Annotated in this window: 22 protein-coding genes and 1 tRNA gene; 7 read left to right on the forward strand and 16 right to left on the reverse strand. The window is 68.1% G+C overall.

The genetic code is table 11. The annotated features are described in order from the left end of the window. Window positions 1-19: 19 nt before the first annotated feature. Genes M1K48_RS08955 through M1K48_RS08965 form a run of 3 tightly spaced genes read right to left on the reverse strand, consistent with a single transcriptional unit; the run spans window position 20 to window position 5,834 of the window. Complete coding sequence (locus M1K48_RS08955) at window positions 20-1,411, reverse strand: efflux transporter outer membrane subunit (protein WP_249454602.1); 1,392 nt, start codon at window positions 1,409-1,411, stop codon at window positions 20-22. Continuing rightward, the gene (locus M1K48_RS08960; RefSeq protein WP_249454603.1) at window positions 1,408-4,620 is read right to left on the reverse strand and encodes an efflux RND transporter permease subunit; all 3,213 of its coding nucleotides are present in this window, start codon (window positions 4,618-4,620) and stop codon (window positions 1,408-1,410) included. Before M1K48_RS08960 ends, M1K48_RS08955 begins: the two co-directional genes overlap by 4 nt. Before the next feature lie 14 nt (window positions 4,621-4,634). Beyond that, window positions 4,635-5,834: an efflux RND transporter periplasmic adaptor subunit gene (locus M1K48_RS08965; RefSeq protein ID WP_249454605.1), complete on the reverse strand. Its 1,200-nt coding sequence runs from the start codon at window positions 5,832-5,834 to the stop codon at window positions 4,635-4,637. Between the two features lie 153 nt (window positions 5,835-5,987). Here M1K48_RS08965 and M1K48_RS08970 point away from each other — a divergent pair, with 153 nt between their 5' ends. Continuing rightward, window positions 5,988-6,590 (forward strand): TetR/AcrR family transcriptional regulator, encoded by a 603-nt coding sequence (locus M1K48_RS08970; protein WP_249454607.1) that lies wholly within the window; start codon window positions 5,988-5,990, stop codon window positions 6,588-6,590. Between the two features lie 158 nt (window positions 6,591-6,748). Here M1K48_RS08970 and M1K48_RS08975 read toward each other — a convergent pair. Next, window positions 6,749-6,839 (reverse strand) — tRNA-Ser (locus tag M1K48_RS08975). A 95-nt stretch (window positions 6,840-6,934) separates the two neighbouring features. On the opposite strand from M1K48_RS08975, the gene M1K48_RS08980 reads away from it, so the two are divergent. From M1K48_RS08980 to M1K48_RS08990, 3 genes are read left to right on the forward strand one after another with little or no spacing between them, the layout of a single operon-like run. Further along, entirely contained in the window at window positions 6,935-7,333 is a 399-nt protein-coding gene (locus M1K48_RS08980; RefSeq protein ID WP_249505224.1) for a metallopeptidase family protein, read from the forward strand. Next, a complete protein-coding gene (gene ccmA / locus M1K48_RS08985; protein ID WP_249454609.1) occupies window positions 7,330-7,890 on the forward strand; it encodes a heme ABC exporter ATP-binding protein CcmA in 561 nt (186 codons plus the stop codon). The genes M1K48_RS08980 and ccmA overlap by 4 nt, the downstream gene beginning before the upstream one ends. Next, window positions 7,887-8,525 carry a heme exporter protein CcmB gene (locus M1K48_RS08990; protein WP_249454610.1) on the forward strand — a complete coding sequence of 213 codons (639 nt, stop codon included), beginning with the start codon at window positions 7,887-7,889 and terminating at the stop codon, window positions 8,523-8,525. Before ccmA ends, M1K48_RS08990 begins: the two co-directional genes overlap by 4 nt. On the opposite strand, the gene M1K48_RS08995 is transcribed toward M1K48_RS08990, so the two are convergent. From M1K48_RS08995 to M1K48_RS09025, 8 genes are read right to left on the reverse strand one after another with little or no spacing between them, the layout of a single operon-like run. After that, the gene (locus tag M1K48_RS08995; protein WP_249454612.1) at window positions 8,522-9,385 is read right to left on the reverse strand and encodes a class I SAM-dependent methyltransferase; all 864 of its coding nucleotides are present in this window, start codon (window positions 9,383-9,385) and stop codon (window positions 8,522-8,524) included. The two genes, M1K48_RS08990 and M1K48_RS08995, sit on opposite strands and share 4 nt — an antisense overlap. Continuing rightward, window positions 9,382-10,608, reverse strand: a complete 1,227-nt coding sequence (locus M1K48_RS09000) for a M16 family metallopeptidase (RefSeq protein WP_249454614.1) — start codon at window positions 10,606-10,608, stop codon at window positions 9,382-9,384. The genes M1K48_RS08995 and M1K48_RS09000 overlap by 4 nt, the downstream gene beginning before the upstream one ends. Then, window positions 10,605-11,201, reverse strand: a complete 597-nt coding sequence (locus M1K48_RS09005; RefSeq protein ID WP_249454616.1) for an SURF1 family protein — start codon at window positions 11,199-11,201, stop codon at window positions 10,605-10,607. The genes M1K48_RS09000 and M1K48_RS09005 overlap by 4 nt, the downstream gene beginning before the upstream one ends. Next, window positions 11,198-11,566 carry a DUF983 domain-containing protein gene (locus M1K48_RS09010; protein WP_249454618.1) on the reverse strand — a complete coding sequence of 123 codons (369 nt, stop codon included), beginning with the start codon at window positions 11,564-11,566 and terminating at the stop codon, window positions 11,198-11,200. The genes M1K48_RS09005 and M1K48_RS09010 overlap by 4 nt, the downstream gene beginning before the upstream one ends. Beyond that, entirely contained in the window at window positions 11,554-12,384 is an 831-nt protein-coding gene (locus tag M1K48_RS09015) for a cytochrome c oxidase subunit 3 (RefSeq protein ID WP_249454620.1), read from the reverse strand. The genes M1K48_RS09010 and M1K48_RS09015 overlap by 13 nt, the downstream gene beginning before the upstream one ends. A gap of 43 nt (window positions 12,385-12,427) precedes the next feature. Beyond that, window positions 12,428-13,000 carry a cytochrome c oxidase assembly protein gene (locus M1K48_RS09020; RefSeq protein WP_249454622.1) on the reverse strand — a complete coding sequence of 191 codons (573 nt, stop codon included), beginning with the start codon at window positions 12,998-13,000 and terminating at the stop codon, window positions 12,428-12,430. Beyond that, entirely contained in the window at window positions 12,997-13,128 is a 132-nt protein-coding gene (locus tag M1K48_RS14305) for a hypothetical protein (protein ID WP_257794140.1), read from the reverse strand. Before M1K48_RS14305 ends, M1K48_RS09020 begins: the two co-directional genes overlap by 4 nt. Beyond that, window positions 13,125-14,024: a heme o synthase gene (locus M1K48_RS09025; RefSeq protein WP_249454624.1), complete on the reverse strand. Its 900-nt coding sequence runs from the start codon at window positions 14,022-14,024 to the stop codon at window positions 13,125-13,127. The genes M1K48_RS14305 and M1K48_RS09025 overlap by 4 nt, the downstream gene beginning before the upstream one ends. Before the next feature lie 57 nt (window positions 14,025-14,081). Between M1K48_RS09025 and M1K48_RS09030 the strand changes: the two genes are divergently transcribed. Next, window positions 14,082-14,690, forward strand: a complete 609-nt coding sequence (locus tag M1K48_RS09030; RefSeq protein WP_249454626.1) for a peptidylprolyl isomerase — start codon at window positions 14,082-14,084, stop codon at window positions 14,688-14,690. Here M1K48_RS09030 and M1K48_RS09035 read toward each other — a convergent pair. Then, window positions 14,687-15,166, reverse strand: coding sequence for a J domain-containing protein (locus M1K48_RS09035; protein ID WP_249454628.1), 480 nt, complete (start codon window positions 15,164-15,166; stop codon window positions 14,687-14,689). The genes M1K48_RS09030 and M1K48_RS09035 overlap by 4 nt on opposite strands. A gap of 43 nt (window positions 15,167-15,209) precedes the next feature. Further along, window positions 15,210-16,820, reverse strand: a complete 1,611-nt coding sequence (locus tag M1K48_RS09040; protein WP_249454630.1) for a M28 family peptidase — start codon at window positions 16,818-16,820, stop codon at window positions 15,210-15,212. A gap of 106 nt (window positions 16,821-16,926) precedes the next feature. Between M1K48_RS09040 and M1K48_RS09045 the strand changes: the two genes are divergently transcribed. Further along, entirely contained in the window at window positions 16,927-17,397 is a 471-nt protein-coding gene (locus tag M1K48_RS09045; protein ID WP_249454632.1) for a DUF4126 domain-containing protein, read from the forward strand. Between the two features lie 69 nt (window positions 17,398-17,466). On the opposite strand, the gene ctaD is transcribed toward M1K48_RS09045, so the two are convergent. Then, window positions 17,467-19,152, reverse strand: coding sequence for a cytochrome c oxidase subunit I (gene ctaD / locus M1K48_RS09050; protein ID WP_249454634.1), 1,686 nt, complete (start codon window positions 19,150-19,152; stop codon window positions 17,467-17,469). Window positions 19,153-19,170: 18 nt separating this feature from the next. Further along, window positions 19,171-20,373 carry a cytochrome c oxidase subunit II gene (gene coxB / locus M1K48_RS09055; RefSeq protein WP_319941213.1) on the reverse strand — a complete coding sequence of 401 codons (1,203 nt, stop codon included), beginning with the start codon at window positions 20,371-20,373 and terminating at the stop codon, window positions 19,171-19,173. A 165-nt stretch (window positions 20,374-20,538) separates the two neighbouring features. Here coxB and pyrE point away from each other — a divergent pair, with 165 nt between their 5' ends. Next, a complete protein-coding gene (pyrE, locus tag M1K48_RS09060) occupies window positions 20,539-21,123 on the forward strand; it encodes an orotate phosphoribosyltransferase (RefSeq protein WP_249454638.1) in 585 nt (194 codons plus the stop codon). Window positions 21,124-21,221 lie beyond the last annotated feature (98 nt).

Genomic DNA, 21,221 nt, shown 5'->3' on the forward strand with positions numbered 1-21,221 from the left:
GCCACGCCGTCGTTGGGAGTCAGACCTGCCAGCCGCCACCGAGCGCCAGGAAAAGGCTGACGAGATTGTTCGAAAGCTGCGCTTCGGCCTGGGCCAGGGCGCTGTCGGTCTGGGCGAGCGAGCGTTCGGCCTCGAGCACGATCTGGAAGGCTTCCCGGCCAGCCCGGTAGCGGAGGCGGGCGATCCGGGCCGCTTCGGCGCTGTTCGCGCGGGCTCGGCGAAGCGCCTCGATGCGCTCCTGTTCGCGCGAGTAGCGGGTCAGCGCACTTTCGGTTTCTTCCAGCGCGCCGAGCCAGGTTCCGTCGAACCGTGCAAGCGAGGCCTGGGCCAACGCTTGGGCCTGGGCGATGCGCGCGCGGGCGGCACGGGTGTTGGGAAAGGTCCAGCTGATCAGCGGCCCTAGCCCGATCCGGAACCCGCGCGACGACGCCAGGTCTCCGACCGAAGTGGCGGTCGAGCCGACCGACAGGCCAAGCCGGATGTCGGGGTAGAGGTCGGCCGTGGCGACGCCGATCCGGGCGGTGGCGGCGGCGAGCTCGCGCTCGGCCTGGCGCACATCGGGGCGACGGGCGAGCAGCGTCGCGCCATTGCCGGTCGGGATCGGCCGGCTGAGCGCCGGCGGCGTGCTGCAGGCGGCGGCCTGCGGTGAGATCTCGGACGGTGGCCGGCCGGTCAGGACGGCCAGCCGGAACAGGGCCGTCTGACGCTGCGCTTCAAGGGTCGGAACGGTGGCACGGGTCTGCTCGAGCAGCGAGCCGGCCTGGCCGGTGTCGAGCGCGGTGCCTCGCCCGCCGGCGACCAGTCGGCGGGTGAGGTCGAACGTCTGCTCCTGCAGGCGAACCGTCTCGCGAGCGACGTCGAGCTGGCGCCCGGCGCTGCAGGCATCGGCATAGGCCCGCGCGGTCTCGGCCGCGACCGACACGCGGGCGACGTCGAACGCCGCCTGCACCGCTCCGACATCGGCCCGGCTGGCCTCGCTGGCGCGGCGCAGGCGACCGAAGAGATCGACCTGGTAGCCGACGTCGAGCCCGACATCGAAGGTCGTGTCCGAGGGCAGCGGATCGGGTCCGTTGGCATAGGTGGCGCTGCTCGACCTGCCAGTCGACGGCAGCCGGTTCGAACGGGTTTCGCGCAGGACGGCGCGGGCGCGGGCAAGGTTGGCGGCAGCCACCCGCAGGTCGGTGTTGGCGGTGAGCGCCTGCTGCACCAACCCATCCAGCGCGGGATCGTTGAACAGGCTCCACCAGCGGCCCGGGGGCTCGTCGCCGGTGAAAAGCGGCGACGCCGTGCTCACGAACGGCTTTTGCGCCTGCGCCTGCACCTGGGGAGCGGGCGAGCGATAGTCGGGACCGACGGTCATGCAGCCGCCGAGGGCCAGCAGGCTGGCCGCGAGGGGGAGAAGGCGTTTCATGAGTTTGCTCCATCCGCGGCAAGCGGCGGCTGTGCGGCTTCCTTGCGACGGACGAGCCGCGTGCGGACCTTGCGCAGCCGATCGGGAAGGCCGCGCATGACGACGTAGAAGACGGGGGTGAAGATCAGGCCGAACACCGTCACGCCCAGCATGCCGAAGCTGACGGCGGTGCCCAGCGACTGGCGCATCTCGGCACCCGGGCCGACGGCGATCGCCAGCGGAATCACGCCGAAGATGAAGGCGAAGCTGGTCATCAGGATCGGACGCAGCCGCTGGCGGGCGGCGGTGACGGCTGCTTCCAGCGGAGTGGCGCCACCCTCTTCCTCGGCCTGCTTGGCGAACTCAACGATCAGGATCGCGTTCTTGGCGGCAAGCGCGACCAGCACCACCAGCCCGACCTGGGTCAGGATGTTGTTGTCCATGCCCCGCAGCATGACCCCGAACAAAGCGGCCAGGATGCACATCGGAACGATCAGGATCACGGCCAGCGGCAGGGTCAGCGCTTCATATTGTGCGGCCAGCACCAGGAACACGAACAGCACGGCAAGGAGGAAGATCAAGGTCGAACTGCTTCCGGCCGACTTTTCCTGATAGGCAAGACCGGTCCATTCGTAACTCATGCCCTGCGGCAGCGACGTGGCGGCGAGTTGCTCCATGGTCGTCAGCGCGTCGCCCGAGGACACGCCGGGCGCGGCCTGCCCCTGCAATTCCACTGCCGGGAACATGTTGTAGCGGACCACCCGCTCGGGCCCGCTGTCGTTCCGCAAGGTCGCGACGGAGGCCAGCGGAACCATCTCGCCGCCTGCCGAGCGGACCTGCAACTGGCCGATGTCGGCGAGGTCGTCTCGGGCAGTGGGTTCGGCCTGCGCGGTAACGCGGAAGGTGCGGCCAAGCAGGTTGAAGTCGTTGACGTAGGTCGAGCCCAGGTAGGTCCCAAGGGCCTCGTAGATCTGCGACGGTTGCACGCCGAGCAACTGGGCGCGGTCGCGATCGATATCGGCGTCCACTCGCGGCGAACCGGTGTTGAAGGTCGAGAAGACCTGGGTCACCTTGGGCTGCTGCGCGGCGGCGCCCATCATCGCCATGGTGGCCCCTTCCAGCGCCTTGTAGCCGGCGCCCGTGCGGTCCTGAATCATCATCGTGAAGCCATTGCCCGTGCCGAGGCCGGGGACCGCCGGCGGCGCGATGATGAAGACGTTGGCTTCCTGGATCTGGCCGGCGAGCGCGCCGGTCAGCGCCTGGGACAGGTCATTGGCGGACAGGCCCTTGCCGCCGCGATCGCTCCAGTCCGACAGACGGATGAACATGGTCCCGGCGTTGGAGGCTTGCGAAAAGCTGGCACCATCGAGGCCGGCAAAGGTCGCGGCATCGACCACGCCTTCCTGCTTGCGGACGATGCCGTAGGCGCGGTTGAGCACCTCGGTGGTCCGGTCGAGCGAGGCGCCGGGCGGCAACTGGACGACGCCGATCAGCACGCCCTGGTCCTGCTCGGGGATGAAGCCGGTCGGCGTTGAGGCGAGCTGCAGTCCGGTCAGCCCCAGGAAGCCGGCGTAGATGACGAGCATCAGCCCGGTCTTGCGCACCAGCTGGCTGGTCAGGCGACCATAGCGGTCCGACAACCAGTCGAACCCGGCGTTGAACTTGGTCGCGGCGAAGCGCAGCGGCCGGGTAAGCCGTGACCCGCCCTCGGCATGGGTCTCGACGTGCGGCTTGAGCAGCAGTGCCGCAAGCGCCGGAGAGAGGGTTAGCGAGACGACCAGCGAGATCAGCGAGGCCGCGGCGATGGTCACCGCGAACTGGCGATAGAAAATGCCCGGAATGCCCGACACGAAGGCAGTCGGCACGAACACGGCGGTCAGCACTAGGCCAATAGCAATCAGTGCGCCCGACACTTCCTGCATGGTGCGGTGCGCCGCCTCGCGTGGGCTCAAGCCTTCGCGGATGTGTTTTTCAACCGCTTCGACGACCACGATCGCGTCGTCGACCACGATGCCGACCGCGAGCACGAGGGCGAAGAGCGATAGCGAGTTGATCGAGTAGCCGAGAGCCAGCTGCACGGCGAATGTGCCTACTAGCGCGATCGGAATGGCGAGGATCGGGATTACCGCCGCGCGCCAGGTTTGGAGAAAGACCATGACGACGATGATGACGAGGATCACCGCTTCGAGCAGGGTTTCCTGCACGGCCTCGACCGAGGCGGAGACATATTCGGTGGGATTATAGGGAATCGAATAAACGATGCCCGGCGGGAAATCCTTGGATGCGGTCTCGACTTCGTTGAGGACCAGCTCGGCCGCGTTCAGGGCGTTGGAGCCCGGCTGCTGAATGACAGCCAGCGCCACGCCGCTCTTGCCGGTAAACGAGCCACGGATGCCGTAATCCTGGCTCCCGAGTTCGACCCGGGCGACATCCCTGACACGGGTAATCGCACCCGATGCGTCGGTCTTGATCACCACGTCCGCGAACTGCGCCGGATCGCTGAGCCGGCCCTTGACCTGGACCGGCAGCTGGAAAGCAGGGTTGCCGCCGCCGTACGGAGGCTGGCCAAGCGCGCCGCCGGCGACCTGAACGTTCTGGCTACGCAAGGCCGCGACGATCTCGCCGGCGGTGAGATTGCGGGCAGCGGCGCGGGACGGATCGATCCACACGCGCATCGAGTAATTGCCGCCGCCGAACACCTGCACGCCGCCGACACCTTCAAGGCGCAGCAGCCGGTCGCGCAGGTTTGTATTGGCGTAGTTGCCGATATAATCGACGTCGAGGTTCGGATCGTTCGAAGTCAGCGCCACGATCATCAGGAAGCCGGTGGACTGCTTGCTAACCGTCACACCAACCTGGCGGACCTGATCCGGAAGCCGCGGCTCGGCGAGGGCGACGCGGTTCTGCACCAGCACCTGAGCGGCATCGAGGTCGGTGCCAGGCTTGAACGTGACCGTGATCTGCGCCGCGCCGCCCGTTGAAGACGACGACATGTAGAGCATGTTCTCGACGCCGTTGATCTCCTGCTCGAGCGGAGCCGCAACGGTCTCGGCCATCGTCTCCGACGACGCGCCAGGATAGGCGGCCTGGATGCTGATCGTCGGCGGCGCGATCTCGGGATATTGCGAGAGCGGCAGCTGCGGATAAGCGAACAGGCCGATCAGGGTGATGAACACCGCCAGGACCGACGCGAAGATCGGTCGTTCGATGAAGAAGCGCGAGATGTTCACAGTGGTGAGGTCCTTCAGGCGCCGACGGGAGTCGCGGTGGACGACGGGTTCGCCGCCGGTGCGCGCTGGGTCGCGGGCTCCGGACCGGTCTGCACCCGGATCTGCCCGGGCTGCGGTTTGACCTTCTGTCCAGGCCGCGCGCGCTGAATGCCGTTGATGATGACCCGATTCTGGGGCGAGATGCCGCGGCGGATCACGCGCAGGTTGCCGGTCAGCGGTCCAAGCTCGACCGGCCGAGCGAGAACGGTGCCTGCCTTGTCGACGATATAGACCACCCGGCGAGCAGCGTCGGTCACGATGGCCTCGTCGGGAACCAGTAGCGCCTGATAAGGCTGCGACGCCTCGAGACGGAGGTTGCCGAACATGCCTGGCTTGAGGAAGCCCGAAGGATTGGGAACAATGGCGCGCGCCCGGACGGTACCGGCAGCGCTGTTCACCACCGGATCGATGAAGTCGAGGCGGCCGGCGTGGACATAGGAGGTTTCATCGCCAAGCCGGATGCGGACCTGCGTGCCTTCGTTATTTCCGGCGTTCTGCCGCTGATACTTGAGCAGCAGCGCTTCGGAGCCGTCGAAGGTGAATTGCAGCGGGTTGCTCGACACGATGGATGTCAGGACCGTCTGGTCGGCAGTGACCGAATTGCCTGCGTCGACCCGGCGATCGGAGATCATGCCCGAGATCGGTGCCAGCACCCGCGTGAAGCCGACATTGAGCTGCTGTGCCCGGATCGCGGCGCGGGCCGCGGCGACGTCCGCCTCGGCGGTCCGCAGGGCAGCCTGGCGCTGTTCGACTTCTTCCGTGCTCGCCGCCTGCTGGGCGGCCAGCGCACGCGAGCGCGCCAGTTCGGTGCGAGCATTGGTGAGGGTCGCCTGAGCTCTCGCCAGCTGCGCCTGCGACTGGGCCAGCGCCGCCTGCGAGGGCCGCGCGTCGATGGTGAACAGCAGTTGCCCGGCGCGGACATATTGTCCTTCGCGGAAGTGCACCGACTGAAGATAGCCCGTGGCGCGCGGCCTCACCTCGACGTTCTGCTGTGCCTCGAAGCGGCCGACGAACTCGTCCCAATCCACGACCTGCTGCTGGATCGGCTGGGCGACCGTGACCGGCATGACCGGCGGGGCTGCCGGCTGCTGTTCCGACTCCGAGCAGCCTCCGAGCAGCGCGAAGACAAGAAGCACGAAGGGTGCGAGGCGCGACCGGACACGAAGAAGGGGCATCAGGCGATCTTTCCGAGAACGTTCGAATCCGAAGCGGTCGCCGGATTCGGCCCACAGCGGCATTCACCCGCCGTCAACACTTGTAGACTTACAAAGTCAATAGCTGTTGACATTCGGTTCGTGCGGCCGCGATGAGCAGTCCCTGGAGACGCAATGCCACCGATCACCCGTAACGCTGCCGCCACCCGCGACCGACTCCTCGACTGCGCGCGCAAGTGTTTTGTGCAGGAGAGCTATGACGCCGTCAGCCTGCGTGAGATTGCGGGAGCGGCAGGGGTCGATGTCGCGCTGATCGGCCGATATTTCGGTTCAAAGGAACAGCTGTTCCAGGCAGCGTTGGCGACCGATGACAATCGCTGGGAAGAACTTGCCCAGGCCGACGACTTGCCGACTTACCTGGCCTCCATGGTCGCGACCGACGATTCGAAGGACGCCGAGCATATCGAACGCCTGCTGATCATGCTTCGCTCGGCCACGTCGCCAACCGCTTCGATCATCGTTCGCTCGACCTTCAAAAACGAAGTGCTCGCGCCCTTTGCCGACGTGCTCACCGGCCCCCAGGCGGAACGGCGGGCGGCAATGGCGCTTGCGGTGCTGATGGGCACCACGATCGTACGCACCATCCTGAGGGTGGATCATGGCGGCGGCTGTGAGGACGTTGCGTTTACCCGGAAATTGTCGGGCATGTTGAGGATCGCTCTCTCTCCTGACGTCGCAGCGTCCGAGGGCGTCGCAGAATTGGCACTCCAGCGCTGAGCATGTCCGTGCCACAAGCGCGTGCACCCTAGCTCCGAGACGTTTTCGGCCCCCGACTACAACTTGAGGGCACCTGCAATGTCCGCCTAGATCGAGCGCAGAGTTGCCCCCGACCTCGAGGGCAGTCGGGCCGTGCGGACCCATGCCGGTGCAGGGAGTGGCGGAGCGGGAGGGATTCGAACCCTCGATACGGTTTTGCCGTATACTCACTTTCCAGGCGAGCGCCTTCGACCACTCGGCCACCGCTCCGCACTTCGTTGTGCCTGGATGGGCGGGCTCTTAGGGGCTTGCGGGCCGGGTAACAACCCGCTTGGCAGGTCGTGACGAAGCGCTACACCACCGCCATGCGCGCATTCGGTCCTGCCCCCAGCCTCGGCGACATCGAAGCGCTTGCCCGCGCGGCGCTGGGTCGCCTGCCCGAACCGTTCCTCGCCACCGCGCGCGAGGTCGTCCTGCGGGTCGAGGAGTTCGCCGACAAAGACACGCTGCGCGAGATGGGGATGGAAGATCCTTACGAGCTGACCGGCCTCTACGTCGGCCGCCCGCTGACCGAGCGAAGCGTCGACGAGTCCGGCCGCTTCCCCGACCAGGTGTTCCTCTTTCGCTCGCCGATCCTGCTCGAATGGAGCGAAAGCGAGGAAACGCTCGAACATCTTGTCGCACACGTCCTGATCCACGAGATCGGGCATCACTTCGGGCTCAGCGACGAAGACATGCACGCGCTCGAGGAAGCCGCGGGTTGAGCCTGCTCGCCTTGCACAATGTCGCCTGCTGGCGCGGCGGGCGGCTGTTGTTCGAAGGGTTGAACGTCGAACTGGGCGCGGGTGAGGCGATGCTGGTTACCGGCCCCAATGGCACCGGCAAATCGAGCTTGCTGCGGCTTGCAGCCGGACTGCTCCGGCCGCTCGGCGGGACGGTCGAGGTCGCCCCCTGCGCGCTTGCCGACGAGCGTCCCGCGCTCGATCCCGAATTGCCGCTCGCCAGGGCGATCGCCCTCTGGACTCCAGTTGGCGGAGATATCCCGGCCGCCCTCGTCGCCACCGGCCTCGAAGCGCTCGCCGACGTCCCCGTCAGGCTGCTGTCGACCGGACAGCTGCGGCGGGCTTCGCTGGCCCGGGTCAGCCTCAGCGCTGCGCCCTTGTGGCTGCTCGACGAGCCGGCGAACGGCCTCGACACCGCCTCGCTCGACCTGCTGACGGCTCTGGTCTCCCGCCACATCGCGTGTGGCGGCGCGATCCTCGCCGCCTCGCACCAGCCGCTTGGCGGGGCGCAGTGGCGCACGCTGGAGCTGGCGCGATGATCGGCAGGCTGATCCGCCGCGACCTGCGCCGCACGTTCACCGGCAGCGCGCTCCTGCCGATCCTCTTCTTCCTGCTGGTCGCGGCGATGATGCCGTTCGCCGTCGGCCCCGACGGCAAGCTGCTGGCGCGGGTCGGGCCGGGGCTGCTGTGGGTCGCCGCGCTGACCGCCGCGCTGCTGCCGATCGAGCGGCTGGTCGAACCCGACCGCGCTTCGGGCCACCTCGATCAGCTCGCGCTGGCGGGGCTGCGGATGGAAGAGGTCGCGCTGGCGCGGATCGTCGCCCACTGGCTCGGCTTCGGACCGCCGCTGCTGCTAGCCGCCTTTCCTGCCTCCGCCCTGCTCGGCATGTCCGGCGAAGCGCTGGCGCGGACCTTGCTGACGCTGGCGATCGGAACTCCCGGCCTCGCCGCCCTCGCGGTTGCCGTCGCCAGCATCACCGCCGGGCTGCGGCAGGCCTCGGCATTGGGCGCGCTGCTGCTGCTGCCGCTTGCCATCCCCCTGCTGATCTTCGCCGCGTCCGCCGCCGGCGACCCCCGCGCGGGCGCGCTTCAGCTGGAAGCCGCGGTCAGCCTGTTCCTGGTGGTCGGGGCGCCCTTCGTGGCCGGAGCGTCCCTCCGGGCAGCGCGAACCTAGTCGCGCACCCAGCGCGCGAACAGCGCGGTCGGCAATAGCAGCCCGCGGGCTTCCTCGCGCATCGCCATCTCGCCGATCTCGATCCGTCCGCCGAGATGGCCGAATTTCTGCTCGAGCAGCACGCCGAGGCTAATCGCGCTCATCCGCACGGCATAGACGGTCAGCACCAAGAAGCGGCTGTCAGTGTCGAGCAGGGCCCCGCAATCCGCGACCAGGCCGGGCAAATGTTCTTCCAGCCGCCATACTTCGCCGGTGGGCCCGCGCCCGAACTTGGGCGGATCGAGCAGGATGCCGTCGTAGCGCCGCCCGCGGCGTACCTCGCGCGCGGTGAACTTGGCGGCGTCGTCGATCATCCAGCGGATCGGCCGCTCTTCCAGTTCGGACAGGTGGGCATTGTTCTTGCCCTGCTCGACGCTCTTCTTGGAGGCGTCGACATGGGTCAGCCTGGCCCCCGCCTCGCTCAGCAGCAGGGTACCGACGCCGGTATAGCCGAACAGGTTCATGATCTCCGCGCCCTCGGCCCGCGCCCGCATCCAGTCCCATTGCGGAGCCATGTCGGGAAAGAAGGCGAGGTGGCGGAAGGGGGTCAGGCTGGCTTCGAACCGGACGCCGTCGCGGCGCAGCGGCCAGCTGCGCGGGACTTGTCGATGATGGACCCAGCGCCCGCCGCCTTCCTCGTCGCTGCCGGGGACGAAGGTCGCGTCCGGATCCCAATCGTCGCTGGCCGGCGCCCACATCGCCTGCGGCTCGGGCCGGACCACGCGGATGTGGCCATAGCGCTCATATTTGGCGCCGTTGCCGCTGTCGATCAGGCCCCAGTCGGCCCACGGCTCGGCGATGATGGTCTGGAGCTCTCTCATGCCGCCTTCGCCGCCGCCATGCCGAAGGTCGCCCGCGCCGGCGTGCCCGCCAGCATCCGCGCGCCCGCCGCGCGGACCTGGTCGACGGTCAGCGCCGCCAGCCGCGCCACCAATTCCTCGCGTCCGATCAGCCGGCCGTGCACCAGCCACTGGCGCGCGGCCTGCGCCGCCTGGCCCCACGGGGTTTCCAGCGCCATTGCCTGGCCGGCGCGGATCTGGATCCGGGCGCGGTCGAGTTCGCGCTGCTCGAGCCCGGCGGCGGTTTGCTGCAGCACTTCCTCGATCAGCCCCTGCGCCGCGCGGGCCTGGGCGCGAGCGGTTGCGGCGTGGATGTGGAGCAGCCCGACCTCGTCATGGCCGTGCAGCCCCGCGCTGACGGTGTAGGCCAGCCCGCGCTCCTCGCGCACCGCCTGGAACAGCCGCGACGACGCGCCGCCGCCGGCGATGTCGGCGAACAGCCGGGCGGCGAGATAGTCGTCGTCCTTCTGCCCCGGCCCGGCATAGGCCAGCGTGATTTGCGCCTGGTCGGCCTTGGCCTTTTCGTGCCGGGCCGCGGCGGTGAAACGCGCTGCGGCGGCATCGGGTGCTGTTCCGCCGCCCAGCTTACCAAGGTGCTGCTCGGCCAGCGCGACCACCGCCTCATGCTCGACCGCTCCGGCGGCGCTCAGCACCATCGAGCCGCCGCGATAATGGCGGTCACGCCAGGCGAACAGGTCGGCTTGGCGGATCCCACGGACGCTGGTTTCGCTACCGAGGATCGAGCGGCCGAGTGCCTGGCCGGCGAAGGCCTGGCTCCACAAATGGTCGAAGATGATGTCGGACGGGGTGTCCTCCGCCTCGGCCAGCTCCTGCAGCACCACCTCGGCCTCGCGCTCCAGCTCGGTCGCTTCGAACGCCGGACGGCTGATCAGGTCACCGATCAGCTCGACCGCCAGGCCGACGTGATCGCCCAGCACCGCGGCGGTGAAGCTGGTCTGGTCGCGCTCGGTGCAGGCGTTCAGTTCGCCGCCGACATCTTCGATCGCTTCGGAGATCTGCCGCGCCGAGCGCCCGCCTGCGCCCTTGAACACCATATGCTCGAACAGGTGGGCGAGGCCGTTCAGCCTTTCCTCCTCGTGGCGTGAGCCGACGTCGGCGAACAGCGCGATGCTGGCGGTCTCCAGCCCTGGCATCGGGCGGGTGATGACGGTCAGGCCGTTGGCGAGATGCGCGATCTGCGTCACTGCGCCCGCCTCCGCAGGGCCAGCACGTAGATGACGAGGGCAATCGCGGCAAAGGCGAACCATTGCACGGCATAGCTGCGATGGTTGTTGGGAATACCCTCGAGGTCGGCGGGAGGATTGGCGGTTAGGCCGGCGAGCGGCGGGTTCGCCACCACCATTATCCCCGCGGGGCTGCGATCGAACAGCTGGCGAAGCAGCGAGCGGCTGTCGGGCGCCTGCGCGAGATAGCCGAGGACCGTTCCGCCCGCCCAGGCCGCGGTAGGCGCGGGCTGGCGCACCGTGCCAAGCTGCACAGGTAGCGGCGCGGCCAGGCCGGCATCGCAATCGCCGATCACCCGGAACCCGAACTTGCCGGCCCCCGCCAACCGTGTCGGGGAGCCGCCCCTGCAGACGACCCGCACTGGGCGAAACAGGTTCGCCTGCAGGTCGAGATTGCGGGTCACCGCGACCGGGGCGGCCTGCACGTTGGCGGCGATGCGAAGGATGGCGGCCTCCTTCTCGTCAGCGCGGCCGAGCTGCCAGATCCCCAGCCCGACCATCGTCGCGACGGCGACCAGCACGACCAGGGTGGCGAAGATCGGCACGCGCTTCACTTGGCCAGCCGCCCTTCGTGGGCGGCGTTGCGATATTCCGCCCCGATCAGCCACGCCTTGGCCAGCCGCAGACCGCCGACCGTCAGCGCGGCGCCGACCGGCAGCCAGACGAGATGCACCCACCACACCGGTTCGAACGTCGCGTCGACCACCAGTGCGCCGATCACCAGCAGCGCCCCGACGACCAGGATCAGGAATGCCGCGGGCCCGTCGCCGACGTTGAATTGGGAAAAATCGAGACCGCACTGGTTGCAGCGCTCCGCAAAACGAACAGGGCCGGCGAACAGCCGGCCCTTCTCGCAAGCGGGGCAGGTCCCGGCGAGCCACTGGCCCGCCGGTCCGCCAGGGCTGATCAGCCGTGCCACTCGGCGCCCCAGCCACCCCACAGGTAGATGGAGACGAACAGGAACAGCCACACCACGTCGACGAAGTGCCAGTACCAGGCAGCCGCTTCGAAGCCGAAATGCTTCTGCGGGGTGAAGTCGCCCTTCACCGCGCGAACGTAGCAGACGATCAGGAAGATGGTCCCGATCAGCACGTGCGCGCCGTGGAAACCTGTCGCCATCATGAAGGTCGAGCCATAGACGTTGCCGCCGCTCTCGCTGACGAAGCCGAACGGCGCGTGGGCATATTCATAGGCCTGAATGGCGCTGAAGATGACGCCCAGCGCGATCGTGGCGAGCAGGCCGTTCTTCAGCCCCTGGCGGTCGCCGTTGATCAGGCTGTGGTGGGCCCAGGTCACCGTGGTGCCCGAGCAGAGCAGGATCAGGGTGTTGAGAAGCGGGAAGCCGAGCGGGTTGATGACCGGCATGTCCTTGGGCGGCCACACGCCGCCGACGCTTTCCACCGCGCTGGGGAACAGGGCATTGTCGAAGAAGGCCCAGAACCAGGCCAGGAAGAACATGACTTCCGAGGCGATGAACAGGATCATGCCGTAGCGCAGGTGAAGCTGCACGATCGGGGTGTGATCGCCGGCATGGCTTTCATGCACGACGTCGCGCCACCAGCTGAACATGGTCAGCAGCACGCCCGCGAGGCCCGCCAGCAGGACGAACTTGCCATAGGGATTGTCGTGCATCCACAGCACGCCGCCGGAGGCCAGCGCGAGCGCCGAAAAGCTTCCGATCAGCGGCCAGAGGCTGGGCGGAAGAATATGGTAGGGATGGTTGCGGGTGGCGGCCATGGGTCCTCGAAAGCTTGTCGCTTAACTGATGATGGACCGCGCTCTAGCGGGCCTCTGCGCGCTTTTCCACCGGGTAAAAAGTGTAGGAGAGCGTGATCTCCTCGATGTGGCGCGTCGCGGGGTCGGTGCGGATCTTGGGATCGACGAAGAACACCACCGGCATCTCGACCTTTTGCCCGCCGTGCAGCGTCTGTTCGGTGAAGCAGAAGCATTCGAGCTTGCTGAAATATTGCCCGGCGATGGCCGGCGTCACGTTGAAGCTGGCAGTGCCGGTGCTTTCGCGCGCGGTCAGGTTCTTGGCGGTGTAATAAATGACGATCCGGGCGCCCGGGACGACCTTGGTCTTGTTGGTCTCGGGCTTGAACGACCACGGCAGCGCCGAATTGACGTTGCCGTCGAAGCGCACCCCGACCGGGGCCAGCGCGGCCTGCGCGCCCGGTGCCGCATCGGCCCGCATCGGAGTCCCGCCGAACCCCGTCACCTGGCAAAAGATCCGGTACAGCGGCACGCTGGCATAGGCGAGGCCGACCATGAACAGGACGAACAGCACCGCCCGCCCGGCGACCTTGCGGTTCTTGGCGGCAAGCTCGATCCGGTCGATCGACGTCGCCGTCACTGGTTGACCGTCAGCTTGGCGATGGTCACCGCAAAGGTCAGCGCGATGAACGCGAACAGCAGCATCGCAGTGATCCGCGCCGCCTTGCGCTGGCGTGCGCGCACCACTTCGTCCTCCGGCAGGCTCATGCGAAACGATCCACGACCAGGGCTCCGAACAAAGCGAACAGGTAAAGGATGGAGAATTTGAATAGCGCCCGCTCCGGACCCATCGCCGCCGGTTCGGTCGCCTTGTTGGCGAGGACCCGCAGGCTTAGAAGCAGGAACACCGCGCTCAGCACGGTTGCCAGCACGCCGTACAGCGGGCCGGTCAGCCCCAGCGGCCACGGCGCGATCGCCACCGCCGCCATCGGCACGGTGTAGAACGCGATCTGGCGCCGGGTGTTCACTACCCCGTGGGTCACCGGCAGCATCGGCACCCCGGCGTTAGCGTAATCGCTCTTCACGAACAGGCTGAGCGCCCAGAAATGCGGCGGAGTCCACAGGAAGATCAGGCTGAACAGCAGCACCGGCAGGACGTCGATGCTGCCGGTCGCCGCGACCCAGCCAATCAGCGGCGGGAACGCCCCGGCGGCGCCGCCGATGACGATGTTCTGCGGGGTCCGGCGCTTCAGCCAGGCGGTGTAGATGATCGCGTAAAAGAAGATGCTGAACGCCAGGATGCCGGCGGCCAAGTGGTTGGCGGCGAGGTCCATCAGCACCACGCTGCCCAGGCACAGCCCGACCGCGAACTGGAAGGCGGTCTCGGGCTTCAGCCGTCCGCCCGGCAGCGGCCGCTTGGCGGTGCGCTTCATCTTGGCGTCGAGGTCGGCCTCGTACCACATGTTGAGCGCGCCCGCCCCGCCCGCGCCGACCGCGATGCAGAGGACGGCGGTGAACGCCAGCACCGGGTGCATCGAGCCCGGCGCCGCCAGCAGGCCGCACAGGCCGGTGAACACCACCAGTGTCATGACGCGCGGCTTGGTCAGCGCGAACAGGTCGCGCCAGTCGGCCGGAAGGTCGTGGGTTTGGACAGCGGTGCTCATGATGCAGGCGCCTATAGGCCTCTTTGCTCTCCTGCGGAAGCAGCTAGACTAGAGGCTATGACCAACCGAATCATTCTTGCTTTCAGCGCCTTGGCGCTTCTGGCCGCCGTTCCTGCCACAGCGCAGACCGCGGGCGCGCCGGCCCCTGCCGCCCCTACTCCGGCGGCCGACCTGGTCCAGGTCCGGCTCGATACCGCCAAAGGTACGATCCTGCTCGCGCTCGACCGTGGCCGGGCGCCGCTGACCGTCGCCAACTTCCTCCGCTACGTCGACGCCAAGCGCTACGACGGCATCAATTTCTACCGCGCCATGCCCTATGGCGAGGGCAACGGCCTGATCCAGGCCGGGATCACCAAGGACATCCGCCTGCTGTTTCCGCCGATCGCGCACGAGCCGTCGAGCAAGACCGGGATCAAGCACGAACCCGGCACCATCCTGCTTGCCAACGCCGGCCCCGGCACCGGGCGCAGCGACTTCTTCATCACCCTGGGCGCGATCCCCTTCGGCGAGGATTTCGCCCCGTTCGGCCGGGTGGTCGAGGGCATGGACGTGGTGAAGGCGATCTTCGCCTCGCCGGTCGATCCCGACAAGGGCGCCGGCCCGATGAAGGGCCAGATGCTGACGCCTGCGATCCCCATCAGGACCGCGCGGCAGGTCGCGCCCTAACCCGCCTCCCCGGCTGGCATAGCCTTCGAGTCGATCGTCACGGTCGGCGGCGGTACCGGCTCGATTGGGGGAATCGCCGAGGTAGCGGCGAAGATGATGAAGGTAACGATCAGGGCCAGGATCAGGATGCTTGCCCTGATCTTGTGCGGCGGCGACTCGATCTCGATGATCGTGGCCTTGGGCCCTGGCGGCTGCCAGCCGGCGCCGCGCGGCGGGGACCATTGCCCGGCGGTAAAGTTGGGTCTGGGCCGCGAACGCGGAGCCTCGCGCTGGCGGTCGTAGGCCGCGCGCTCGTCGGGATCCTTGAGGCAGGCATAGGCCTCGTTGATCGACTGGGCTTGAGCCGCCGCCTCCTCGGCGCGATTCACGTCGGGGTGATAGCGCCGCATCAGCTTGCGATACGCCAAACGGATCGCCGCATCGTCGGCGCTGCTGTCGACCCCGAGGACCGTATAGTAACAGCCGGAAGCATCCATTCTTCAGCAGGATAGCGCCCGGCGCCGCCGGCTCCAATACCTCTTAGCGGCGGTCTCCGGCGCTCGCTGCCCGAGCGGTCGCAAAGCCCGATCCCGGGTTCCAGTTCGGCCACGCCTCGCTGTCCGCTACCATCTGCCCGACGCGATAGGCCGCAAGCGCTTCCTGCGAAGTTCCCGCAAAGTCCCAGCCGGGCGCGAATTCGTCGCACGGCTGGTGGTAGCAGCGCTCGTTATAGGCGCCGACGATCCGCTGCCCGGCCCGCACTCCGCCGACCTTGAGGTCGCGCCCGGCGCGGAACGCCAATGCCGGAACCCCGCGCTGGGCGAAGGGATAATGGTCGGAGCGGAAATACCAGCCGGCCTCGGGGCTCGGCTCGGGATCGACCCGCAGCCCCTGCTCGCGCGCCGCCGCGACCAGCAGCGCCTCGAGGTCGGTCTGCCCTGGCCCGATCAGCTCCAGGTTGCGGGCGGCGGGCAGGACCACATGCGGATCGAGGTTGATCACCGCCGCCGTCTTGCCCAGCGGATAGAGCGGATGCTGGGCATACCATTCGGCGCCGAGCAGCCCCTTCTCCTCCGCCGTCCACGCCGCGAACACTACCGATCGTGCCGGGCGCCGGCCCGCGGCAAAGGCCCGCGCGACCTCCAGCAGCTCGGCGGTGCCGGTGGCATTGTCGACCGCTCCGTTGCGGATCGTGTCGCCGGTGCGATCGGGGCCATTGTGGCCGTTGGCGTCCCAGTGGGCGCCGTAGAGCACGAACTCGTTCGGCCGCGCCGCGCCGCGCAGGACGCCCACGACATTGTGGCTGACCACCTCCCGCGCTCGGTTGGTTGCCGACACGCTCACCGTCGCCTCCAGCGGAAAGGCCCTGAACTCAGCGGAACGCGCGCGTTGCTTCAGCGCCGGCAGGGTCAGGCCCAGCCGCGCCAGCACCGGCAGGATCGCCGGCCCCCGCACGATCCCGCTGAACTGCAGCGGGTTCGGCTTCAGCGGCGCGTAGGAAAAGCTCGGCACCCGGATGCTGTCGCCGGCCTGGGCATAGGGCCAGCTGTAGGCAGCGGTCTCGTGAATGAAGAGCACGCCCAGCGCGCCGGCCTTGGCCGCCGCCGCGGTCTTCGTCCCGCCGCGCCCGCCAACCACCAGCGCCCGGCCGCCGAAGCCCAGGTCCTTGCCGCCTTCGAAGTCGGGGTCGCCGGCCAGCATCACTACCACCTTGCCGCGCACGTCGACGCCTTGGAACGCATCCCATCCCCGCGCCGGATCGGGGGCGCCCCAGCCGGCGAACACCAGCGGCGCGTCGCGCACGTCGGTCACTCTGGCATTGGTCGGGTTGATGTCCATGTCGGGCCCGTCGCGCAGCACGCTCGCCTGGCCCGCGGCCCTCAGCGTCGCGCTACCGCCTGGCAGCGTGTCGAGCCGGACCAGCGGCACCTTCTGCAGCCAGCCGCCATTCTCGCCACCTGGCGCCAGCCCAGCCGCCGCCATCTGCCGCGCCAGGAAGGCGATGGTCGCCGCTTCGCCCTTCTCACCCGGTCCGCGCCCGTCGAAGGCGTCGGAAGACAGGGTCCGCACATCGGCCTTGATCCGCGCGGGGTCGATCGGACCGGCGGCGGTGAGGGCGAGGGCGGCGAGCGGGAGCAGGAGGATGCGCATCGGCCCAGCATGGCGGCACCCGCGCCCATCGCCAAGCGGCTTCGTCGCGCGGAGCCTCTCTCGCTCCCCGTCCGTTGATCCGGCCGACCCCCTCAGGAGACCAATCATGCTACCCTCAATCCTCATCGGCGCCTTGTCGGGCCAGCGCGCGCTGACCCCGATCGCCGCGGTCGCGATCACCGCCGCCCGCGACCGGCTTCCCGACGGCAGCAAGGCCGTGCCGCTTCTTGATAACAAGCTGGTCGCGGGTGGGCTGCTCGCCGTCGCGGTGGCCGAGATGGTCGGCGACAAGTGGCCGAAGTCGCCCAACCGGACCGTGCTGTCGGGCAGTACCGCCCGCTTCATCACCGCCGCCGCGGCCGGCGCTTCGCTCGCCCCGCGCGACCAGCGTGTAGCGGGCGGGCTGCTCGCCGCGCTGACTGCTGTCACCACCGCGCATCTCGGCCTCGCCGCGCGGCTGCGCTCGATGCAGCGCTGGAGCCAGGCCCGCACGGGTTTCGTCGAGGATGCGCTTCTGCTCGCCGGCACCGCGCTGCTGATCCACCAGGTGGCAAGGCCGGCCCGCGCCGCCGCCTGACCGCCCAACGAAGAAGGCCCGCCCTGCTGGTGCAGGACGGGCCTCTTCATTTGCGAACGTGGCGCCCGATCAGTCGATCTTCGGCAGCACGTCGAACTGGTGGTACGGCGGCGGGCTCGACAGCGTCCACTCGAGCGTCGTCGCGCCTTCGCCCCAGGGGTTGTCCGGCGACTTCTTGCCGCTGGCGAGCGACAGGAAGACGTTGACGAAGAACACCGCCATCGAGGCTACCGTCACCATGTAGCCGACGGTGGAGATGTAGTTCCAGTACGCGAAGGCGTCGTTATAGTCCGGGATACGCCGCGGCATGCCGTCGAGACCCAGGAAGTGCTGCGGGAAGAAGATCAGGTTCACGCCCGCGAACATCACGAAGAAGTGAACCTTGCCGAGGAACTCGTTGTAGAGCTTCCCGGTCATCTTCGGGAACCAGTAGTAGAAGCCCGCGAACAGGCCGAACACGGCGCCCAACGACAGCACGTAGTGGAAGTGCGCCACCACGTAATAGGTATCGTGCATGTAGGTGTCGACGCCGCCGTTGGCGAGCACGACGCCGGTCACGCCGCCGACCGTGAACAGGAAGATGAACCCGATCGCGAACAGCATCGGCGTCGGGAAGGTGATCGACCCGCCCCACATGGTCGCAATCCAGCTGAAGATCTTCACGCCGGTCGGAACCGCGATGATCATCGTCGCGGCGGTGAAGTACATCTTCACGTTCACGTCGAGGCCGACGGTGAACATGTGGTGCGCCCAGACCACGAACCCGACCACGCCGATCGCGACCATGGCGTAGGCCATGCCGAGATAGCCGAACACGGGCTTGCGGCTGAAGGTGGCGATAATCTGACTGACGATGCCGAACGCCGGCAGGATCATGATATACACTTCGGGGTGGCCGAAGAACCAGAACAGGTGCTGGTAGAGGATCGGATCGCCGCCGCCCGACGCGTCGAAGAAGGCGGTACCGAAGTTGCGGTCGGTCAGCAGCATAGTGATCGCCCCCGCCAGCACCGGCAGCGCCAGCAGCAGCAGGAAGGCGGTGACCAGGATCGACCACACGAACAGCGGCATCTTGTGCAGGGTCATCCCCGGCGCGCGCATGTTGAAGATGGTGGTAATGAAGTTGATCGCGCCGAGGATCGAGCCGGCACCCGCAAGGTGAAGCGCGAAGATGGCGAAATCGACCGCCGGCCCGGCCGAGCCGCTGGTCGACAGCGGCGCATAGACGGTCCAGCCGGTGCCGGCGCCGACGCCGGTGCCGCCGCTGGTCACGGTCGAAAGGAGCAGCGAGCAGAAGCCGGCCACGGTCAGCCAGAAGCTGACGTTGTTCATCCGCGGAAAGGCCATGTCCGGCGCGCCGATCATGATCGGCACGAACCAGTTGGCGAAGCCGCCGATCAGTGCCGGCATGACCATGAAGAACACCATGATCAGGCCGTGGCCGGTGATCAGCACGTTCCAGTGGTGATAGGCCTCGTCGATGTTGGCGCTGCCGGCGCCGATCGGCCAGGCGCGAGTCAGATACTGGATGCCGGGCTCCATCAGCTCGGCCCGCATGATCCCCGACAGCGCGCCGCCGACGATCCCCGCGATGATCGCGAAGATCAGGTACAGCGTCCCGATGTCCTTGTGGTTGGTCGACATGAACCAGCGGGCGAAGAAGCCCGGCTTGTGGTCATGATCGTCATGCGCATGGGCATGGGCATGACCGGACTCCGTCGGGGTCAGGTTCAGCGTGTCTGCGGTGGTGGCCATGATCGATCCGTGCCTGTCTTAATTGGAGCCGTCGGTCGCGCGGTTGGCGACGGAGGGAGTGGTGTTGCCGGGTGCCGCGGACTGGGGCGCGGTGGGCGGAGCGGCGGTCGCGGCGCCGGCGGCGGGCGCCGGGGCGGTGACCGCAGCCGGGCTGACCTGGGTCGCCGCGGTGCTGTCGGCCGGAGCGACCGCCGGTGTGGCGCCCGGCATCGTGCCGCCCTTGGTGCTCACCCACTGGGCAAAGCGCTCGGGCGCGACAACTTCGATCGCGATCGGCATGAAGGCGTGACGCGCGCCGCACAGTTCGGAGCATTGCCCGAAATAGACGCCCGGCTTGTCGACCTTGACCCAGGTTTCGTTGAGGATGCCCGGGTTGGCGTCGGTCTTGGTCCAGAAGGCCGGCATGGCAAAGCTGTGGATGACGTCGTTGGAGGTGACGATGAACTTCACCACCTTACCCGCCGGGATCACCAGCCGCTCGTCGACCGCCAGCAGGCGTGGGCCGTCGGCGTCGGTGCGGAAGCGGGCACCGGCCGCGACTTCGCCGCGCTCCTTGAGCATGTTGGAGACGATCTCAAACCCGCCATTGTCGGGATACTGGTAGCTCCAATACCACTGGTTGCCGATTACCTTGATCGTCAGGTCGGCGGGCGGCGGGCTGTACTGGTGGCGGATCAGGCGGATCGACGGCACCGCAATGGCGACCAGCACCAGCACGGGGACCAGGGTCCAGACCACCTCGACGAAGGTGTTGTGGCTGGTCCGGCTGGGGGTCGGGTGCGCGCTGCGACGATATTTGACCATGGTCCACAGCAGCAGCACGAGAACCAGCAGGCTCATCGCCGCGCACAGCGCCAGCAGCCAGTTGTCGTGGAACGCCGACGCCTCACGGCCGACCGGGGTGAACTGATCCTGCAGGCCCATCCGGCCGTCGGGCATGCCAACGCCCTTGACCGGAACCGCATGATCGAACGCCGGGGCGGCCAGGGCGCCGCCCGGGGCGACTGCACTGGCGCCCGTCGCATCGACGCCCGCAGCCGGGGTCGCGCTGGCATTGGCGGCGGCAGCGTTCGGACCGGCCGGTGCTCCGGTCGTCGCGGCCGGCGTCGCAGCTTGTTCCTGCGCCGCAGGTGCAGCTGGAGTCGCCGCCGTTTGTCCTTGCGCCGCCATCGGGATCATCCCCACGGCAGCAAGCGCGATCAGCCCAGTTTTCAACTTCATCACGACCCCGGTCACAGGTTCAAGTCACAGGAAGGGCCCGGCCGGGCCGCCTGAAAGTGGCGGCCTTATAGGCAGGGGTGTCCGCCTTCTCAAGCGCTTGTCTCTGCTCCTCTTGCACGGCACGGGATAGGTCGTCCAAAGACCAGCAGACAAAGGGGCAAGCGCATGACCGAGCAGGAGATATTGGCCGAATTCCGGGCCGCCGAGGCGCTTCTGGAAGGGCATTTCATTCTCTCCTCAGGCCTCCGCTCCTCGCGCTACCTGCAATGCGCTCGGGTACTGATGGACCCGGCCCGGGCCGAACGCCTCGCCCGTGCGCTCGCCGATCGGATCGACCCCTCCGTCCGCGCCCGCCTCCAGGCGGTGGTCTCGCCCGCGATGGGCGGGGTCATCATCGGCCACGAGATGGGCCGCGCGCTGGGCTTGCCCGCGATGTTCGTCGAGCGGCCGACCGGCACCTTCGAGCTGCGCCGCGGCTTCCGCCTCGATCCCGGCACCCGCGTGCTGATGGTCGAGGACGTGGTCACCACCGGCCTGTCCAGCCGCGAGGCGATCAAGGCGATCGCCGACGCGGGCGGCGAAGTGATCGCCGCCGCCTCGCTGGTCGACCGCTCGAATGGCGGCGCCGACCTTGGCGTCCCCTTCACGCCGCTGATTCGCCTCGACGTCCCGACCTACGCCGCCGACGCCCTCCCCCCTGAACTCGCCGCCCTGCCCGCGATCAAACCCGGCAGCCGCGCCGCCACCTGATTGAAGAGTAGGATTGCAAATGCCATGTCCGCATCATGAGGCTGAACAGATCCTGGCAGAATGAGGCGGGCTGTAGGTCACAGCGTGTGACCTTTGGT

Origin of the sequence: Sphingomonas glaciei (genome assembly GCF_023380025.1) — a bacterium.
Classification (GTDB): domain Bacteria; phylum Pseudomonadota; class Alphaproteobacteria; order Sphingomonadales; family Sphingomonadaceae; genus Sphingomicrobium; species Sphingomicrobium glaciei.

What these genes read in the sequence shown, in the direction of transcription:
- M1K48_RS08980 (WP_249505224.1), top strand. Translation starts at nt 6,935, where the DNA reads ATGCGCGCATTCGGTCCTGCCCCCAGCCTCGGCGACATCGAAGCGCTT.
- M1K48_RS09040 (WP_249454630.1), bottom strand. Translation starts at nt 16,820, where the DNA reads ATGCGCATCCTCCTGCTCCCGCTCGCCGCCCTCGCCCTCACCGCCGCC.
- M1K48_RS09035 (WP_249454628.1), bottom strand. Translation starts at nt 15,166, where the DNA reads ATGGATGCTTCCGGCTGTTACTATACGGTCCTCGGGGTCGACAGCAGC.
- M1K48_RS08995 (WP_249454612.1), bottom strand. Translation starts at nt 9,385, where the DNA reads ATGAGAGAGCTCCAGACCATCATCGCCGAGCCGTGGGCCGACTGGGGC.
- M1K48_RS08955 (WP_249454602.1), bottom strand. Translation starts at nt 1,411, where the DNA reads ATGAAACGCCTTCTCCCCCTCGCGGCCAGCCTGCTGGCCCTCGGCGGC.
- M1K48_RS09030 (WP_249454626.1), top strand. Translation starts at nt 14,082, where the DNA reads ATGACCAACCGAATCATTCTTGCTTTCAGCGCCTTGGCGCTTCTGGCC.
- coxB (WP_319941213.1), bottom strand. Translation starts at nt 20,373, where the DNA reads ATGAAGTTGAAAACTGGGCTGATCGCGCTTGCTGCCGTGGGGATGATC.
- M1K48_RS09045 (WP_249454632.1), top strand. Translation starts at nt 16,927, where the DNA reads ATGCTACCCTCAATCCTCATCGGCGCCTTGTCGGGCCAGCGCGCGCTG.
- ctaD (WP_249454634.1), bottom strand. Translation starts at nt 19,152, where the DNA reads ATGGCCACCACCGCAGACACGCTGAACCTGACCCCGACGGAGTCCGGT.
- M1K48_RS08990 (WP_249454610.1), top strand. Translation starts at nt 7,887, where the DNA reads ATGATCGGCAGGCTGATCCGCCGCGACCTGCGCCGCACGTTCACCGGC.
- M1K48_RS08965 (WP_249454605.1), bottom strand. Translation starts at nt 5,834, where the DNA reads ATGCCCCTTCTTCGTGTCCGGTCGCGCCTCGCACCCTTCGTGCTTCTT.
- M1K48_RS14305 (WP_257794140.1), bottom strand. Translation starts at nt 13,128, where the DNA reads ATGAGCCTGCCGGAGGACGAAGTGGTGCGCGCACGCCAGCGCAAGGCG.
- M1K48_RS09015 (WP_249454620.1), bottom strand. Translation starts at nt 12,384, where the DNA reads ATGGCCGCCACCCGCAACCATCCCTACCATATTCTTCCGCCCAGCCTC.
- M1K48_RS08970 (WP_249454607.1), top strand. Translation starts at nt 5,988, where the DNA reads ATGCCACCGATCACCCGTAACGCTGCCGCCACCCGCGACCGACTCCTC.
- M1K48_RS09025 (WP_249454624.1), bottom strand. Translation starts at nt 14,024, where the DNA reads ATGAGCACCGCTGTCCAAACCCACGACCTTCCGGCCGACTGGCGCGAC.
- pyrE (WP_249454638.1), top strand. Translation starts at nt 20,539, where the DNA reads ATGACCGAGCAGGAGATATTGGCCGAATTCCGGGCCGCCGAGGCGCTT.